The organism is bacterium, from assembly GCA_004322275.1.
Taxonomy (GTDB): Bacteria; Desulfobacterota; Deferrisomatia; order Deferrisomatales; family BM512; genus SCTA01.
The window spans coordinates 60,429-77,075 of sequence record SCTA01000018.1 but is presented as its reverse complement, the minus strand read 5'-3'; the positions used below and the strand labels follow the sequence as shown (position 1 = coordinate 77,075).

12 protein-coding genes are annotated in these 16,647 nt (G+C 59.0%); 11 read left to right on the top strand and 1 reads right to left on the bottom strand.

The genetic code is table 11. The annotated features are described in order from the left end of the window. Positions 1-63: 63 nt before the first annotated feature. The 3 genes from EPN96_05790 (at position 64) to EPN96_05780 (ending at position 2,236) form a co-directional block, all read left to right on the top strand. Positions 64-285, top strand: coding sequence for an XRE family transcriptional regulator (locus tag EPN96_05790; GenBank protein ID TAL17336.1), 222 nt, complete (start codon positions 64-66; stop codon positions 283-285). 206 nt (positions 286-491) lie between these two features. Then, the gene (locus EPN96_05785; GenBank protein ID TAL17335.1) at positions 492-1,166 is read left to right on the top strand and encodes a hypothetical protein; all 675 of its coding nucleotides are present in this window, start codon (positions 492-494) and stop codon (positions 1,164-1,166) included. Next, positions 1,163-2,236 (top strand): hypothetical protein, encoded by a 1,074-nt coding sequence (locus EPN96_05780; GenBank protein TAL17334.1) that lies wholly within the window; start codon positions 1,163-1,165, stop codon positions 2,234-2,236. The genes EPN96_05785 and EPN96_05780 overlap by 4 nt, the downstream gene beginning before the upstream one ends. Before the next feature lie 67 nt (positions 2,237-2,303). On the opposite strand, the gene EPN96_05775 is transcribed toward EPN96_05780, so the two are convergent. Then, a complete protein-coding gene (locus EPN96_05775; GenBank protein ID TAL17333.1) occupies positions 2,304-3,929 on the bottom strand; it encodes a hypothetical protein in 1,626 nt (541 codons plus the stop codon). A 185-nt stretch (positions 3,930-4,114) separates the two neighbouring features. Here EPN96_05775 and EPN96_05770 point away from each other — a divergent pair, with 185 nt between their 5' ends. The 8 genes from EPN96_05770 to EPN96_05735 all read left to right on the top strand — a co-directional run bounded on the left by EPN96_05770 (position 4,115) and on the right by EPN96_05735 (position 16,585). After that, complete coding sequence (locus EPN96_05770; protein TAL17332.1) at positions 4,115-4,774, top strand: hypothetical protein; 660 nt, start codon at positions 4,115-4,117, stop codon at positions 4,772-4,774. 500 nt (positions 4,775-5,274) lie between these two features. Next, positions 5,275-7,005 carry a formate--tetrahydrofolate ligase gene (locus tag EPN96_05765; GenBank protein TAL17331.1) on the top strand — a complete coding sequence of 577 codons (1,731 nt, stop codon included), beginning with the start codon at positions 5,275-5,277 and terminating at the stop codon, positions 7,003-7,005. 87 nt (positions 7,006-7,092) lie between these two features. Further along, on the top strand, positions 7,093-9,081 hold the full coding sequence (locus tag EPN96_05760) for a DUF4445 domain-containing protein (GenBank protein ID TAL17330.1): 1,989 nt from the start codon (positions 7,093-7,095) through the stop codon (positions 9,079-9,081). A 63-nt stretch (positions 9,082-9,144) separates the two neighbouring features. Continuing rightward, positions 9,145-9,906: a carbon monoxide dehydrogenase gene (locus EPN96_05755; GenBank protein ID TAL17329.1), complete on the top strand. Its 762-nt coding sequence runs from the start codon at positions 9,145-9,147 to the stop codon at positions 9,904-9,906. 70 nt (positions 9,907-9,976) lie between these two features. Next, positions 9,977-10,927: an acetyl-CoA decarbonylase/synthase complex subunit delta gene (locus EPN96_05750; protein ID TAL17328.1), complete on the top strand. Its 951-nt coding sequence runs from the start codon at positions 9,977-9,979 to the stop codon at positions 10,925-10,927. 40 nt (positions 10,928-10,967) lie between these two features. Continuing rightward, positions 10,968-12,911, top strand: coding sequence for an anaerobic carbon-monoxide dehydrogenase catalytic subunit (cooS, locus tag EPN96_05745; GenBank protein ID TAL17327.1), 1,944 nt, complete (start codon positions 10,968-10,970; stop codon positions 12,909-12,911). Between the two features lie 21 nt (positions 12,912-12,932). Beyond that, positions 12,933-15,137 (top strand): CO dehydrogenase/CO-methylating acetyl-CoA synthase complex subunit beta, encoded by a 2,205-nt coding sequence (cdhC, locus tag EPN96_05740; protein ID TAL17326.1) that lies wholly within the window; start codon positions 12,933-12,935, stop codon positions 15,135-15,137. A gap of 104 nt (positions 15,138-15,241) precedes the next feature. Continuing rightward, positions 15,242-16,585, top strand: coding sequence for an acetyl-CoA decarbonylase/synthase complex subunit gamma (locus EPN96_05735; protein ID TAL17325.1), 1,344 nt, complete (start codon positions 15,242-15,244; stop codon positions 16,583-16,585). Positions 16,586-16,647 lie beyond the last annotated feature (62 nt).

Genomic DNA, 16,647 nt, shown 5'->3' with positions numbered 1-16,647 from the left:
AGTAGCAATAATGCTACTCATAGGCTGTAGACTCATAGGCGGTATTGCCCTGAAATCGTTCGCATGGCGAACAAGAAAGAGTTGCTTGCTTTCGGGGATACTCTGCGCCGTCTCAGATATGAGGCGGGGTTTTCTCAGGAGAAGCTCGCCGAGCTTTCCGGAATCCACAGGACCTACGTGGGGAGCGTCGAGCGGGGCGAGCGAAACGTCGCCCTTTTGAACATAATCAAACTGGCTCGCGCTCTCGGGGTGCCTCCCGCCAGACTCCTTGATGGGAACGAATAAATAATATTGAGTGAAAATATAAAGGGCTGTCCATCACTGGGCGGCCCTTTTGCATGCCCTGATTCCTGTATCCCGTAAGTTCTTGTAATCGCCGGATAAAAAATCGTTTTTTCTGCGCCGCGTGAACCCGTCTGAGTTTTACAATCGGGAAATCACTCCTTTGAGTGAGGCAAAAGGCGACAACGCGGTGTAAAAGGAGAAATGAAATGGGATTTTTAAGCGGAATACGGGACAAGGTTATAGACTTTTTTGACGGGGCTGGCGGAAACGATAAAAAAAATAACAGCGGCAAGCGGATTGCCCCCACGAAAGTTCCGAAAAGCCCCCCGGCCCCTGAAAAAAATCACACTCCTACTATCGGCGGCCTTAAAGTGGCGCAAAGGGACTACCCGGACAAAGACAAATATTTAACCGATAAGGAGAGAAATAAAATAATAGAGCAGGCGAAACAGTGGGACAAAACTCCTTACCCTAAGGGCGAAAAATATTCCGGAGCAAATGCTGTTAAAGGGAAAGGTGCTGATTGTTCCGGTTCCACATGCGCGATATACGAGGCCGCAGGATTTCCATATGAATACAAGTATGCAAACCCGAATAAAGGCCCTAAAAACTTTACCACCACCAAAGAATTCGAGAATATACCGGACGGGGTTTCGCCAAGAGCGGGTGACGTGGGCTGGTACGGGAATAAAAGCGGAGGCCACATGGTTATTTACGACCCCAAAGCGCCAAAAACCAAAAACGGCATGACCGGGGACAGTTGGAGTGCAAGAAGGCCCGGGGTTGATTACGGTCCTGCGAACACCAAGATGTTCGAGAGTCAATATGGAAAGCCGGTCTGGTTTCGGTACGTGAAAAAACCCGGGAAAAAGGAACCATGAGAGCTTTTTTTGCAGGTGTGCTTTGGGTGCTTTTGTCGGCCTCCGCCATTGCCGCCGATTTACCCGAGTTGGTGTGGTCGCAAAACAAGGCGTCCCGCGGAGACGGGAACGTTTACGATTTGATGCTTCTTGGAGATGCACTCTACATGCATACGGAATTCATCAGCGAAGCCGATGAAATTTCAAACACGATTTTGGTAGTAAATGCATTTAGCGGCAAAGAAGTTCTAAAGGCGGCATCCGGGCGGAAAGTGCTGACTCCCGCCAGGTTTGGAGATATATTGTGCGTTGAGGACCAAAAGACTTTTTACAAGGGGGACGGGGGAATAGATAAAGAAGTAATCGCCTTGCGTTACTTCGATCTTTCAAAAGGGGCCGAGCTTTTCTCTCAGAATGTTCCCAAGGACGTGAAGGTGGCTTACGACAAATATCCGCCGAGGGACAAAAGGGTAAAGAGCGACCTTCCCCGCCGGGTCGGCGGCCTCTCCTGGGAGGGAAACACCGTTTACGACTACGGAGGGGACGGCGGTTTCGTCTGGGTGCACGAGGCGTTTACCGGCAAAAAGTACTGGGAGCGCGAGCTTGGCGGGATCATAGACGCAGACCCGATTTTGGCGGACGGAGTTTTGTACGTCGGCGACGGGTCTTACCTGTGGGCGCTGGACGCTAAGACCGGCGAGGATATCGGAAAGAAAAAGTTCAGCGATGGCTGGATAGAAAGAGAGCCCGCCATAACTGGCGATTCGATTTACGTGACCGACACGGTCGAACCGAGGGAATACGGCGATTTTCTGCCAAAGGTGCCCAGATACCGCCTATACAAACTCGACAAAAAGACGTGGAAGGAGCTTTGGCGATTCGAGGCGGAGGTGATGACCGGGCCGGTGGTGGAGAATGATAGGGTTTACTTCGGGAGCTGGGACAACAATCTTTACGCGCTCGACGCGAATACAGGCAAAGAGACCTGGCGGTTCAGGGCCGACGGCGAGATAAACGAAACCCCCGTTATTTCCGGCTCCATGCTTTACTTCACTACCGGCAAGACCGTTTATGCCCTGAAGATAAGATGAACCGTGCTGATGGAATAAGAAAGGGCCGCCCAGTGTTGGACGGCCCTTTTGTCGTTCCGGTTAGGAATTATTTCTTGGGTTCTTCCGCGACTGCTCCGGCGGGTTTCAACGCCTTTTCGGGGAAGAAGGCTACGTTGTAGTCGATTTCGGCTTTTTCGCGAAGCTGCTTCATATGGTCGGCGAGAACCTGCTCGCGCTTGGCGGGCAGAAGCTCCTGCCGTATCTTTTCCCTCTCCGATTCCAGATTCCCCATGTTGGGCATGGAGATGCTGGAGATGCGGAAGGCGTAGGCCGCTTCGCCTATCTCGAAGCCGTCCTGCGGCACGAAGCCGGGGGAGAGGTTCGCGAAAAGGGCGTCTTTGGCCTCCTGTGAGGCGCCGAGCGGCTGTATCGAATCGCTCTTTTTGTTGAAGGGCTGGGTGGCGAGGGAGGTGTATCTCCCGGCGGCCACGGCCGAACCCCAGTTGCCGCCCTTCGCGGACTGTGCGAACCTCCTGGCTGCTTCTTTGGCCAGCCTTTTTGCCTCCACCTTCGCCCACTCGGCCTTCACCTGCTCGCGTATCCTGGCGAGGGGAGGTATTTCGCTCGGCTGGGCGACGGCAATAGCGACGAGGTAGACCCCTTCATTGCCTTCCACAACCTCGCCCGAAGCGCTCGGGGAGAGGGCGAAGAGGGCTTCGAGGAATTTCTTTTCCTGCGGGACGGCGGGATGCGGCTCGCCCTGCGCGACAAGCGGCGTTACCGAGGGGGAGAGCTTTTCCCAGGAGGTCTTCTTGTCCTCGATGTCCATAAGGAGGTTGTCCGCGGCCTTGAAAGCCAGCTCGCGGGCCTTTTCGCGCCTGACGATGACGGCAAGTTCGTCCTTCACCTCGGCGAGAGGCTTCTGACGCTTGAGATTTTCATCGTAGAAGAGGGCGGCGCGCGCCTGATATTCCTGTTCGAGCTGTTTGTCGGGGACCGAAACCTCGGCCATGAATTTCGTGGAGGGCAGAAAAACGTACTTGGCGCTTCTCTTTTCCTGGGTCCTGAACAACTCCCCTTCGGTCTTCAGGAATTCGGCGAGCTTTTCGTCGGTGGCGAAGGCGGAGGAGATGAAATTTTCAGGCTTGAAGGCCACGTAGTCGGCAGTAATCTGTGTGTTGCGGTTCCGAAATTCCTCCTCCACCTCCGCGTCGGAGACTGCGGCGGAATTCTTTACCGCATCCTGCGCCTTGGTGAGGAGCAGTTCTTCCCTGCGCTCGGCCTTGTACTGGTCGTGGGTGTAGTTGTTGGCCCTGAGGATAGCCATGTAGCGGTCCTGGCTGAAAGCGCCGTTTTCCGCGAAGGCGGGCTGGCTCTTTATCGCCGCGTTCAGTTCCTCTTCGGTCACCTTGATTCCCATCTCGCCGGCGGTCTTCAAAAGGAGGACGCGGTCGATGAGGAGGTCGAGGGCGCGGTCCTTGAGGCCGAGCTGGTCGAAAAGCTCCTGCGGGATCTGGTCCCCGAAATTCTTCCGGTAGAAGGATTCGAGCCTTCTGTAGGAGTCGGTGTACTGTTCGGCGGTTATTCCGGCGCCGTTGACCGTCACCGCGTATGTTTTCTTCGTGTCGCGGAAGGTGCCGTAGCCGAAGTAGAAGGCGAAGACGAATATAATCAGCCCCAGTATGACCTGGAAGACGCGGTTTCTCGCGTTTTTACGGATCGCTGCAAGCATCTTTGGGCTCCAAAATCAATGTTGTGTCAAAGCTTTTCAAAGGCGGTTACGCTACACTGAAAGGCCGCGAAAATCAAGAGATGCGAAACCATACTTTGTGTGCTAAATCTACCTCGTAGGAAAGTCTGGATTTTCCGGCAGGGTCCATTTTGAAAGGAGACGATATGCGTTTCGGGAAAGCGTTGTTGACCGCTGTGATTTTGACCTTTTTCGCCATGCCTCTGCAGGGCGTCGCCCACGCCTCGGGCTCGGGAGGACTGGCCCAGCCCTTTTCCAAGGGCTCGGGCATGTTCGGGGTGACGATGGGCTATTCCCAGAAAGATCTTCACGACGCCCCGGAAGCCCAGAGCCGCAAGCTTTTCTTCAAGGGCGGCTTCGGTTTCGGCGGAGGCTTCGACGGCTACGCCTACCTGGGCTTTTCCGACCTCAAATATGACGAATCCTCCTTTTCCGGCTCTCTGGGCGAACTAATCGGCCTTGGGATGCGCTACGGCGGGTTCCTCATAGGGGAAGGGCCCGCGAGGATGGTAATAGACCTCCAGTGGGAATATTTCGGCAGCGAGGACGGCGACCGGAAGGCGACCGTCGATACGAAGCACGTCGCGGCCTATATAGTCCGGGAATTCGGCGCTGCCGGAAAGATAGGATACTTTTATCCGTACGCGGGCCTTAGGTACTCCGACGCCCATTACTCGAACGACGACTGGAGGGATTACGACGAGAATCACAATCTCGGCTTTTTCGGCGGGGCCGATTATTTCGTTAACCCGAACGTCTTCTTCTCGGGCGAGATGCATATCTTCGACGAGGAATCGATTTCCCTGACCGCCGGATACCGGTTCTAAGACTCCGGGCGTTCCGTTTTAAATTCGGACAAGGCGGTTCTAAAACAGTTTGAAAATTTGCATAGAACCGCTCGGCGCAAAGCCCCGGGCAGTCCCGTAACCGCTTGTTGTTTAAACGGAAAATCGCCCGTAAAAGTTTGTACAATTTGTGCTTGACACGTCGTTTTGCGGCGGCGTATTCTGGCGAAGCTTTTCCCCTCGGTAACAGCGTTTGACAACCTCGTTTTTATGATTGGGCCCGGTTTTTCGCGGCCCTCTTGACCCAGGTGCGGGAGCCGGATTCCGGACGCCTGCCGGGGGTCTCGGATTCAAGGGGATGGCAAGGAGATTTGGGGTTTTTTCCCGCCGGGGTTCCCCTTCCTCCGGGTTTATCATTCACGACAGGAACGGCTGAACCGGCTACTTACCGCGGCGCCGTTTCTTTCGCCTTGTAAATTGTAACCGGGCCTAGACTCCAAGATTGCAACGGCCCAGAACCGGGTTTCCAGGGAGGATTAAACATGGCAAAGCTTAAGCCCAAGAACGTCCCGTCGGACCTTGAGATCGCCCAGAAGCACAAGATGCTCCATATCCGCGACATCGCGGAGAAGGCGGGCCTCCTCGAAGATGAAATCGAGTACTACGGCAAGTACAAGGCGAAGATCGATTTTGAAGCAGTACTCAAGCGCCTCTCCAAGAAGCCCGACGGCAAGCTGATCGACGTCACGGCCTGCACCCCCACCCCCCTCGGCGAGGGCAAGACCGTCACCTCCGTCGGCCTCAACGAAGGTCTCAACAAGATCGGCGTCAATTCGATGCTCTGCCTCCGCCAGCCCAGCCTCGGGCCGGTATTCGGCATCAAGGGCGGCGCGGCGGGCGGCGGCTACTCCCAGATTGTCCCGATGGAGGATCTCAACCTCCACTTCACCGGCGACATCCATGCCGTCTCCATCGCCCACAACCTCTGTTCCGCCGCCCTGGAGACCTCGCTTCTCCTCGGCAACCCCCTCAACATCGATCCCCATACGGTCCAGTGGCGCAGAGTCGTCGACCTTAACGACCGCTCGCTCCGCTCGATCGTCGTCGGCCTCGGCGGCAAGCTCAACGGCGTTCCCCGCGAGACCGGCTTCGACATCTCGGTCGCCTCCGAAGTCATGGCGATTCTGGCCCTCGCCACGGACCTCAAGGACCTTCGCAAGCGCCTCGGCAGAATCCTCCTCGGCTACACCTACGACGGCAAGCCCGTTACCACCGAGGACCTGAAGGTCGCCGGCTCGATGACCGTTCTCATGAAGGACGCCCTCAAGCCCAACCTGATTCAGTCCCTCGAAGGCAACCCCACGATCATCCACGCCGGCCCCTTCGCGAACATCGCCCACGGCAACAACTCCATCATAGCCAACCGCGTGGGCCTCAAGCTCCGCGACTACGTCGTGACCGAGTCCGGTTTCGCGGCCGACATGGGCGCCGAGAAGTTCATGAACATCACCTGCCGCTACGGCAAGTTCAAGCCCAACTGCGTAGTCGTCACCTGCACCGTGCGCGCCCTCAAGATGCATGGCATGCCCGCGGGCGAAGCCTCAAAGATGACGCCCAAGCAGTTGGCCGAATACCTCAAGCAGCCGAACGCCGCCTACCTCGAAAGGGGCCTGGAGAACCTCGCCAAGCACATCGAGAACATGAAGAAGTTCGGCATCCCGGTCGTCAACACCGTCAACCGCTTCGCCTTCGACACCGACGAAGAGGTCAAGATCATCCAGGCCGGTGCGGAAGCCTCCGGCGCCAGCGCCTCCGTTCCGATCGAAGTGTGGATGCACGGCGGAGCCGGCGCGACCGAAGCGGCCCAAGAAGTCGTCAAGGCCTGCAACGAGCCTTCCAACTTCAAGTTCCTCTACCCCGACAGCTGGTCGATCAAGCAGAAGATCGAAATCATCGCCAAGGAGATCTACGGCGCGGACGGCGTCAACTACCTCCCCGAGGCCGAAGACAAGATCAAGAAGTTCACCGAGATGGGCTACGCCACACTGCCGATCTGCATGGCCAAGACCCACCTCTCCCTCTCCGCCGACCCGACCCTCAAGGGCCGCCCGAAGGGGTTCACCATCACCGTCCGCGAAATTCGCGCGAGCCTCGGCGCCGGTTTTCTCTATCCGCTGCTCGGCGAAATGCGCACCATGCCCGGTCTCTCCGCCGACCCGGCTTACAAGTATATCGACGTAGACGACAAGGGCCTCATCAAGGGTCTGTTCTAAGTCATAAAGCAGTAAGGTCGCAGTTTTGACTGGCGCGGGGCGGCAGGGTGCCGCCCCGCGTAACCTCCCCTGCGGGAGTTTTTATAAGTGCCCAAAACGAAGCACACCGTGCGGTTCATGCCGGACGGTGTTTCGGTTGACGTATTCGCGGAAGCTGAGAACCTCCTTCGGGTAGCTCTGGTGGCGGGGGTTCACGTCAACGCCTCCTGCGGAGGGTCCGGGACCTGCGGCAAGTGCAAGGTCAAGATCCTTGAAGGCGAATACGAAGCCGACAGGTCGGCGAAAATATCGGACGAGCAGTGGGAGGAGGGTTATCGCCTCGCCTGCCGGACGCGCGTAACAGGCGATCTCGTCGTAGAGGTGCCCATAGAATCCCGCCATGAAAAGGGCGTTTTGGCGAGGCTCAGGGGGACGGGCCAGGACCATGTCCTTGCGGAGAAGCACTGGGGAGCGGAGTACGAGACGGTTCCGCCGGAACCGCTCGTCAGAAAGTACTTCCTGGAGCTTACGCCCCCTTCGGAGGGTGACAACATCTCCGACATGGGGCGCCTCGCGCAGGCGCTGAAGCGGGATTACAGGATTGATCAGGTCTTGGGTGAGATGGAGATGATACGCTCTCTCCCCAAAGTCCTGAGAGAAGGCGAGTGGAAGGTTACCGCGACGGTCCTTACCGGACGGTGCGGAAACCGGATACTCCGGGTCGAGCCCGGAGACACCAGAAAAAACGCCTACGCTCTCGCGGTTGACATCGGCACGACGACCATCCACGCGCAGCTCGTCAACGCCTTCACCGGAGAGAAGCTGGCGAAGGCCGCCGAATACAACGCGCAGATGTCGATGGGCGAGGACGTTATCACCCGCATCGTCCACGCGATAAAGCCGGGCGGGCTGGAGATTCTCCAGAAGCGCGCGGTAAAGACCGTCAACGAGGTTTTAAAAGAGGTCTTTGACAAAACGGGAGTTTTGCGAGAGGAGGTCACCCACCTCGTACTCGGCGGAAATACCACGATGACGCAGCTTATACTGGGCATCTACCCCAGGTACATCAGGGAGGCCCCCTACGTCCCGGCGGCGAATCTCTTCCCGGTCTTCCCCGCCTCGGAACTGGGAATCGAGCTCACCCCGAGGACTCTGGCTTACGCCATGCCCTGCGTCGCCTCCTACGTCGGCGGCGACATAACCGCCGGGGTGCTGGCCACCCAGATGCACCTCCACGACGAGCTTACCCTCTTCATGGACGTGGGCACCAACGGGGAGATAGTCATAGGGAACAAGGACTGGATGGTCTCGGCCTCCGCCTCCGCCGGGCCCGCCTTCGAGGGCGGCGGCGTGAAGTTCGGAATGAGAGCCTCCTACGGCGCGATAGAGCAGGTCAGGATAAACCCCCTGGATCTCGAGCCGATGTTCATGACCATAGGCCAGCAAAAACCCAAGGGTATATGCGGCTCCGGAATGATCGACTGCATAGCGGAGCTTCAGCAGTGCGGCCTCATCTCCCAGAACGGGAAATTCAACCGCGAGCTCTCCGGCGTGACCTGGAGAATCCGCGAGGGGGAAGGGGGCTGGGAATACGTCCTCTGCAAGGCGGAGGACAGCCAGCTCGAAGAGGACCTGACGATAACCGAGCCGGATATCGACAACCTCATAAGGACCAAAGCCTCGATTTACGCCGCCTGCTCGGTGCTTTTAAAATCGGTCGGGCTGCACTTCGGCGACGTTCAGAAGATAATAATCGCCGGCGGCTTCGGGCAGTACATAGACGTTGAGAAGGCTATGACGATAGGCCTTCTGCCGGAGGTCGAGCCCTCCAAGGTCAGCTACGGCGGAAACACCAGCCTTGAAGGTTGCAGGATAGCCTGCCTCTGGTCGGGCAAGGTGGCCGAGGCGGAGCAGATAGGTTCGATGATTACGAACATCGAGCTCTCCGTATCGAGAATTTACATGGAAGAATACGTGGCGGCGCTTTTTCTCCCCCACACGAGGATGGAAGAGTTTCCGCTGCGGGCGAAAAAACTGGAGGAGACAAACAAACTCCTCGGCGAGATCCGGCGGGCGCACCCGCAGGAGAATCCATAAGGAGGTTGTTGAAAAGTCGCAGCAGTTTTTCAACAACCTGAAAAAAGAAAGGTTTTAAAGATCTTGAGTTTCAATATAGCAGTAGCCGGCAAAGGCGGCACCGGAAAGACCACCGTCACCGGCCTCATCATCCGCCACCTTATCGGCCTTAAGAACGGCAGGATTCTGGCGGTAGACGCCGACGCGAACATGAACCTGAACGAGGTTCTCGGCATAGGGGTGCATCAGACGGTAGGCCAGATACGCGAAGGGCTCGGCGCCACTCCCGCCGGGATGACCAAGGACGCCTACATAAACTACCGTACCCAGGAGTGCCTGATAGAGGGCGAGGGGTACGACCTCATATGCATGGGGCGGCCCGAGGGGCCGGGCTGTTACTGCTACGCCAACACCCTTTGCAAAAAATACGTCGACGAGATGGCGGACAACTACAAGTACGTCGTCCTCGACAACGAAGCGGGGATGGAGCACCTGAGCCGCCGGACGACACACAACATGAATCTCATGTTCGCCGTCACCGACTCCTCGGTAAGGGGGATACAGGCGGCGGGGCGCATCAGGGACCTCGTCGGGGAGTTGAAGCTCAAGATCGGGAAGATAGCCCTCATCATCAACAGGGTTCCCGGCGAACTCGAAGAAGCGACCAAAAAAGAGATTGAAAAGATCGGCCTCGAACTGGCCGGGGTCATCCCGAACGACCCGAACGTCTACAGATACGATCTCGAAGGCAAGGCCACCTTCCTTCTGCCGGACGATTCCCCGGCGGTTGTGGCGGTGGGGAAGATTATGGACAAATACCTGAATGTGGAGGGGCCGCAAAAATAGCGGCTCCGACGTTTTTTTACTTGACCGTTTGGCAAAAATTTAAAGCCGACGGATGAAAGGAGAGAGCACCATGGCATTTGAAATTCCCAAAGACTCCTACGCCGGGTCCATCAGAGAGATCGCCGTGGGGAGTGGTGGCAAGGCGTTGAAGGTGGGCGGCCAGAACGTAATGCCCCTGTGCAATTTCGAGGGGACCGTTCCGAACCGCGCGCTGGTGGCGATGGAAGTCTTCGACAAGGCCGCCATCACCGCCAACTGGGCCGAAGAAGCGAAGGCCCCCTTCGCCGACGTCATCGGAGACCCCGTAGCATGGGCGAAAAAGAACATCGAGAAGAACGGGGCGGACCTCATATGTCTGCAACTGGCTTCCTGCGACCCCAACGGCCTCAACACCAGCACCGCCGAGGCGGTCGAAACCGTCAAGAAAGTCGCCGGAGCCATCAACGTCCCCCTCATCGTCTGGGGCTGCGAGAACAGCGAAAAGGACGCGGAACTCCTTTCCGCCGTCGCCGAAGCCTGCGAGGGCATGAACCTCGTCCTCGGCCCCGCGGTCGAAGACAACTACAAGAAGATCGGCGGCGCGGTCATCGCTTACGGCCACACGCTTGTCGCCCAGACCCCGATCGACGTCAACATGGCCAAGCAGCTCAACATCCTGCTCGGCAACCTCGGCGTCAAGAACGACAAGCTGATAATGGATCCCTCAACCGGCGCCCTCGGCTACGGCATCGAGTACTCCTACTCGGTCATCGAGCGCATGCGCCTCACCGGCCTCAAACAGGGCGACGACAAGATGCAGCTTCCCGTCATCTGCGACGTGGCCAAGTACGCATGGAAGACCCGCGAGGCCAACATCAGCGAAAAAGACGAGCCCACCTTCGGCAACATCGCCAAGCGCGGCGTCCTCTGGGAAATCATCACTGCGACCGACCTCCTCGCGGCCGGAGCGGACATCCTGATCCTGCGTCACCCCGAAACGGTGCGCGTAATTAAAAAAGTCATCAACGACGTTATGGCTTAAGGCCGGCGTCGAAAATCCCCTCCAGGGAGGTTAAAAGGATATGGCGAACTTGCGTGAAATCAAGGACATCACAATATGTGAGTCCACAACGGAAATGCTAATCAAGGGGCGGGCGGACAACGTATCCACCGCGTTCGACCGCGCCGACGACATCAAACCCTGTCCGATCGGCGCGCTGCAGGCCTGCTGCAAGCACTGTTTCATGGGTCCCTGCCGTCTTTCGAGCAAGGCGCCTTACGAGAAGGTGGGCGTCTGCGGCGCCAACATCGACGTTTTCCAGGCCCGCGGCTTCGGCCGCATCGTCGCAGCCGGCACCGCCGCTCACTCCGACCACGGTCGCGAGATGTCCGAGCTCTTCCTCTCCGTTGCGAAGGGCGAAAATTCCGACTATTCGATTACCGACGTGCCCAAGCTCATGAGCATGGCAAAGGACATGGGAGTGGCCACCGAAGGCCGCGAGCAAAAAGACATCGCGATCGAGCTCGGCGAGAAGTGCCTCGCCCAGTTCGGCCAGCAGCACGGCTACCTCAAGCTTCTCGACCGCGCCCCCAAGAAGCGCTTCCAGAAGTGGCAGGATCTGAACATTCTCCCCCGCGGCGTCGATCGCGAAGTCGTCGAAATGATGCACCGCACCCACATGGGCGTTGACCAGGACTACAAGAACCTGGTTCTGGGCGCTGCCCGCTGCGCTCTGGCCGACGGCTGGGGCGGCTCCATGATCTCCACGGGCCTTTCCGACATAATGTTCGGCACCCCCAAGCCGATAGAGGCCACGGTTGACCTCGGCGTCCTCGAAAAGAACATGGTCAACATCGTGGTGCACGGCCACGAACCCCATATGCTCGACATGGTCTGCCGCCTTTCCACCGACCCCGAAATGGTCGCCAAGGCCAAGGCCGTCGGCGCGGAGGGCATCAACGTGGTCGGCATGTGCTGCTCCGGCAACGAGCAGCTCGTCCGCCGCGGTATTCCGCACGCGGGTAACTTCATGCAGTGCGACTCCGCCATCATCACCGGCGCCGTCGATGCCATGTTCGTGGACGTGCAGTGCATCCAGATGGGCCTCGTGCCGCTCTCCAAGTGCTACCACACCAAGTTCATTACCACCAACTACCGCTGCAAGATCGAAGGCGCGGAGCACGTCGAGTTCCACGGCGAGCACGGCGCCCGCGAGGCCGGGGTAGAGCTGGTCACGAAGGCCGTCGAAAACTTCAAGAATCGCGGCGTGGTCCAGATACCCTCGAAGAAGACCAAGATGATCGGCGGTTTTTCGCACGAAGCGATCAACTACATGCTCGGCGGCTCCTTCCGCGGTTCCTACACCCCGCTCAACGACAACATCATCAACGGCAAGATACGCGGCGTAGCCGGCGTCGTCGGCTGCAACAACCCGCGCGTCAAGCATGACTGGGTCCATGCCGAACTGGTCAAGGAACTCCTCCGCAACGACGTACTCGTCGTCCAGACGGGATGCTCCGCGATCGCGATGGCCAAGCTCGGCTTCATGCAGCCCGAGGCGGCCCTCAAGTACTGCGGCCCCGGCCTCCGGGAAGTATGCGCGGCCGTCGGCATGCCGCCCGTCCTCCACTCCGGCGCCTGCGTAGACAACAGCCGCATCCTCGAAGCGGTCTGCGAAATGGTTCGCGCCGGCGGTCTCGGCGACGACATCTCCGACCTTCCCGTCGCCGGAGCGGCTCCCGAGTACATGAGCGAAAAGGCTATCGCCATCGGTCATTACTTCGTGGCCAGCGGCGTCTTCACCGTCTTTGGCGTAACCTTCCCCGTCACCGAGGGAACCAAGTTCGCCGACTACATCTTCAACGGCATCGAGCAGGACCTCGGCGGCAAATGGGCCTTTGAGACGGACCCCTACAAGATGGCCCAGCTCATGATCGACCACATTGACAGCAAGCGCCAGGCGCTCGGAATCCATGTCCAGAAAGAGCGCGTGCTCTTCGACATGGAAGCCCGCCGCCAGCTCTAAGGGACCAGGGAGGCCTAAGATATGTCTAAAATCATCCTTTCAGGAGTTATCCGCGGGGCGCACGAAATCTATGCCCGCGTGGAAAAGAAAGTTAACGACGCCATCGCGAAGTACGGCGCGGAAAAGGAAGTCAAACTTCCCAACACCGCTTACTACCTGCCGGTCATCTACGGCATACTCGGCATGAAGGTCGAAAAGCTCGGCGACATGCTCCCGGTGCTTGCGAAGTGCAAATCCCTGCTTCCGCCCAAGGTCGCGGAAAACCTCTGGGTGCCCTACCTTGGCCACGGCCTCGACGCGGGCATGCAGACCCTCTTCTGCTTCGACATGGAAGAGGCTCTCAAGTATCTCGAAGCCCCGATTCCCTACGTCCTGGGCGAAGACCCGACCGATGACAACATCTGGCTCGGCGCCGCGGACGACATCATCATGAGAAAGCGCGGCGTCGAATTCGTCGATGGCTCCGCTCCCGGTTTCGCAGCCATCGTCGGCGCGGCTCCCACCAAGGAAATCGCCGCCGCCATGGCCAAGGAACTTCAGGAAAAGGGCATCTACGTCTTCATGGCCGGTTCCCACAAGGGACAGACCTTCGCCGAGCAGCTTCGCGACGCCGGCGTGCAGGTCGGCTGGCCCACCCGCCTCGTGCCCTTCGGGAAAGACACCTCGGCGGCTATCCACGCCGTCGGCTTCGCCACCCGCGCCGCCATCGCTTTCGGCGGCGTACAGCCCGGCGACTACGCCGGCATCCTCCGCTACCAGAAGAACCGCGTCTTCGCCTTCGTCGTCGCACTCGGCGAAGTCACCGACGAGTGGTACGCGGCCGCGGCGGGCGCCATCAACTACGGCTTCCCGACCATCGCCGATTCCGACATTCCGGAGATTCTGGTCACCGGTATCTGCACCTACGAGCACGTCGTCTCCAACATCCCGCACGACCAAATCGTCCAGAAGGCGATCGAAGTCCGCGGTCTCAAGATCCACATCACCAAGATCGACATTCCCGTCTCCTACTCGCCCGCCTACGAAGGCGAGCGCATCGGCAGAGACGCGATGCACGTCGAGCTCGGCGGACCCAAGGCCAGTGCCTTCGAGTTCTGCCAGATGAAGCCCCTCGACCAGGTCGAGGACGGCAAGTTCACCGTCGTCGGCCCCGACCTCGCCGACATGGCTCCCGGCTCCGTCCACGACTTCGCCATCTGGGTGGAAGTCGCCGGAAGAAACATGCAGGCCGATTTCGAGCCCATCCTCGAACGCCAGATGCACCACCTCCTGAACGGCGCGGAGGGTATCCTCCACATCGGCCAGCGCGACATCCTCTGGATGCGCATATCCAAGAAGTCCGTCGCGGCGGGGCTCAGCCTCAAGCACTTCGGCACGATCCTCCACGCCAAGTTCCACAACGAATTCGGCAAGATCGTGGACAAGGTCCAGGTCACCCTCTACACCGACAAGGCGAAGGTCGCCGAACTCCTCGAAAAGGCCCGCGCCACCTACAGGGAACGCGAAGAGCGCCTCGGCTCCATGACCGACGAGACGGTCGATACCTACTACAGCTGCACGCTTTGCCAGTCCTTCGCTCCGGACCACGTCTGCGTCATCACCCCCGAGCGTCCCGGCCTGTGCGGCGCCTACAACTGGCTCGACGGCAAGGCCGCCTTTGAAATAACCCCCACCGGCCCCAACCAGCCCATCAAGAAGGGCGATGTAATCGACGCCCGCCTCGGCCAGTGGATCGGAGTCCAGTCCTTCGTCTACCAGAACAGCCATGAGGCGGTGCCGCAGTTCAGCGCCTACTCCCTCATGGACAACCCGATGACCTCCTGCGGCTGCTTCGAGGCCATCGTCGCCCTCCTGCCGATGTCCAACGCCATCATGGTCGTTGACCGCGACTACGCGGGCATGACCCCCAGCGGCATGCCCTTCTCCACCCTCGCGGGCACGGTCGGCGGCGGCTCCCAGATTCCGGGCTTTGTCGGAATCTCCAAGTTCTACATCGGCTCCAAGAAGTTCGTCTCCGCCGAGGGCGGCATCCTGCGCGTCGCGTGGCTCCCCAAGGCTCTCAAGGAATCCATGGCCGATATCATCCGCAAGAGGGGTGAGGAAGCCGGCTGCGCGGACCTCCTGGACAAGATAGCCACCGAAGAAAACGCGACGAGCGAAGAAGAAGTCCTGGAATACATGACCAAAGTGGGGCATCCCGCCCTTACGATGGACCCCATGATGTAATTTGAAGTCCTGGCCCGGGGAGGCGGCGCTTTGCGGCCTCCCCGGCCGATCAGGGAGTGAAAAACGCTCTTTTTAGAGCTTACGGATGAAAGGAGAATCGGGCCATGGCATTGACCGGTATCCAGATTTACAAGCTTTTGCCGCAGACGAACTGCAAAGACTGCGGGGATCCGACCTGCCTGGCGTTCGCAATGAAACTGGCCGCAGGGAAAGCCGAGCTTTCCAAATGCCCCCACGTTTCCAGCGAGGCCACGGAAAAGCTTGCCGAGGCAAGCGCACCGCCCATTCGCGTTGTCGAACTGGGCGAAGGCGACGTCGCCTTCAAGGTTGGCGGCGAAACCGTCAAGTACCGTCATGAAAAAACCTTCGTCAACCCCACCGGCCTTCTGGTCTATCTGTCCAACGCGACGGACGGAGCCAAGGTCGACGCCGAACTGAAGAACCTGAACGAGGTCAAGTTCGAGCGCGTGGGCTACACCCTTCAGGCCAACGGCGCTTACCTTCGCGACGAAAAAGGCGACAAGGATTCCTTCCTCGCCCTCGTGGGCAAGGTCGCCGGAGCCACCAAGAAGGCGATCATCGTCGATTCCGCCAATCTCGACACGGTAAAGGCCGCCGCCGCCGCCCTCAAGGGCAGGAAATTCGCGGTATCCGGCCCCGCCGCCGCCGATCTCGCCGCCCTCTCCAAGGAACTCGGCTGCGCGGTCGTGGCCAAGGGCGCTTCCACGGAAGCCGTCGCCGACGAAGGCGCCAAGCTTGTCGCCGCCGACGTAAAGACCGTTATCCTCGACGCCGGCTGGACCAAGATACGCGACGCCCTCACCGGCAACATCGCGTTCCGCCGCGGCGCCCTCGACAAGAAGCAGCGCGAAGTGGGCTTCCCCTCCATCGCCTTCGCCTGCGGAATGACAACCGACTTCTACACCGAGATGGCCTACGCCAATCTCCTTATCGACAAGTACGCCGGCCTCGTCGTGATCTCGACCCTCGACCCCGCCGCCGTGCTGCCCACCACCGTCAACCGCCTCAACATCTACACCGATCCGCAGAGGCCGATGACGATGGATCAGGGCATCTACGCCATCAACAACCCCGGCCCCGACAGCCCGGTGATCATCACCACCAACTTCGCCCTGACCTACTTCGTCGTCAGCGCGGAAGTGGAAGCCAGCAGAGTGCCCACGTGGCTGCTGATCATGGACACCGAGGGCATGTCCGTTCTCACCGCCTGGTCCGCAGGCAAGTTCGTCGCCGACGCGATGGCTCCCTTCGTCAAGAAGTCCGGAATCACCGAGAAGGTCAACCACCGGAAGATCATCATCCCCGGTTTCGTTGCCCAGCTTTCCGGCGAATTCCAGGAAGAGCTCGGCGAGGGCTGGGAAGTCATCATCGGCACCCGCGAGGCAGGCGACATTCCGAAGTTCCTCAAGGATCTCACCGCCAAGTAAAAAAAGTGGAGGGAGGCGCTTTCAAAGGCGCCTCCCCGTTTTTTTTAAAGCTTTAAATCCGA

What these genes read in the sequence shown, in the direction of transcription:
- EPN96_05790 (TAL17336.1), top strand. Translation starts at nt 64, where the DNA reads ATGGCGAACAAGAAAGAGTTGCTTGCTTTCGGGGATACTCTGCGCCGT.
- EPN96_05785 (TAL17335.1), top strand. Translation starts at nt 492, where the DNA reads ATGGGATTTTTAAGCGGAATACGGGACAAGGTTATAGACTTTTTTGAC.
- EPN96_05780 (TAL17334.1), top strand. Translation starts at nt 1,163, where the DNA reads ATGAGAGCTTTTTTTGCAGGTGTGCTTTGGGTGCTTTTGTCGGCCTCC.
- EPN96_05775 (TAL17333.1), bottom strand. Translation starts at nt 3,929, where the DNA reads ATGCTTGCAGCGATCCGTAAAAACGCGAGAAACCGCGTCTTCCAGGTC.
- EPN96_05765 (TAL17331.1), top strand. Translation starts at nt 5,275, where the DNA reads ATGGCAAAGCTTAAGCCCAAGAACGTCCCGTCGGACCTTGAGATCGCC.
- EPN96_05750 (TAL17328.1), top strand. Translation starts at nt 9,977, where the DNA reads ATGGCATTTGAAATTCCCAAAGACTCCTACGCCGGGTCCATCAGAGAG.
- cooS (TAL17327.1), top strand. Translation starts at nt 10,968, where the DNA reads ATGGCGAACTTGCGTGAAATCAAGGACATCACAATATGTGAGTCCACA.
- cdhC (TAL17326.1), top strand. Translation starts at nt 12,933, where the DNA reads ATGTCTAAAATCATCCTTTCAGGAGTTATCCGCGGGGCGCACGAAATC.
- EPN96_05735 (TAL17325.1), top strand. Translation starts at nt 15,242, where the DNA reads ATGGCATTGACCGGTATCCAGATTTACAAGCTTTTGCCGCAGACGAAC.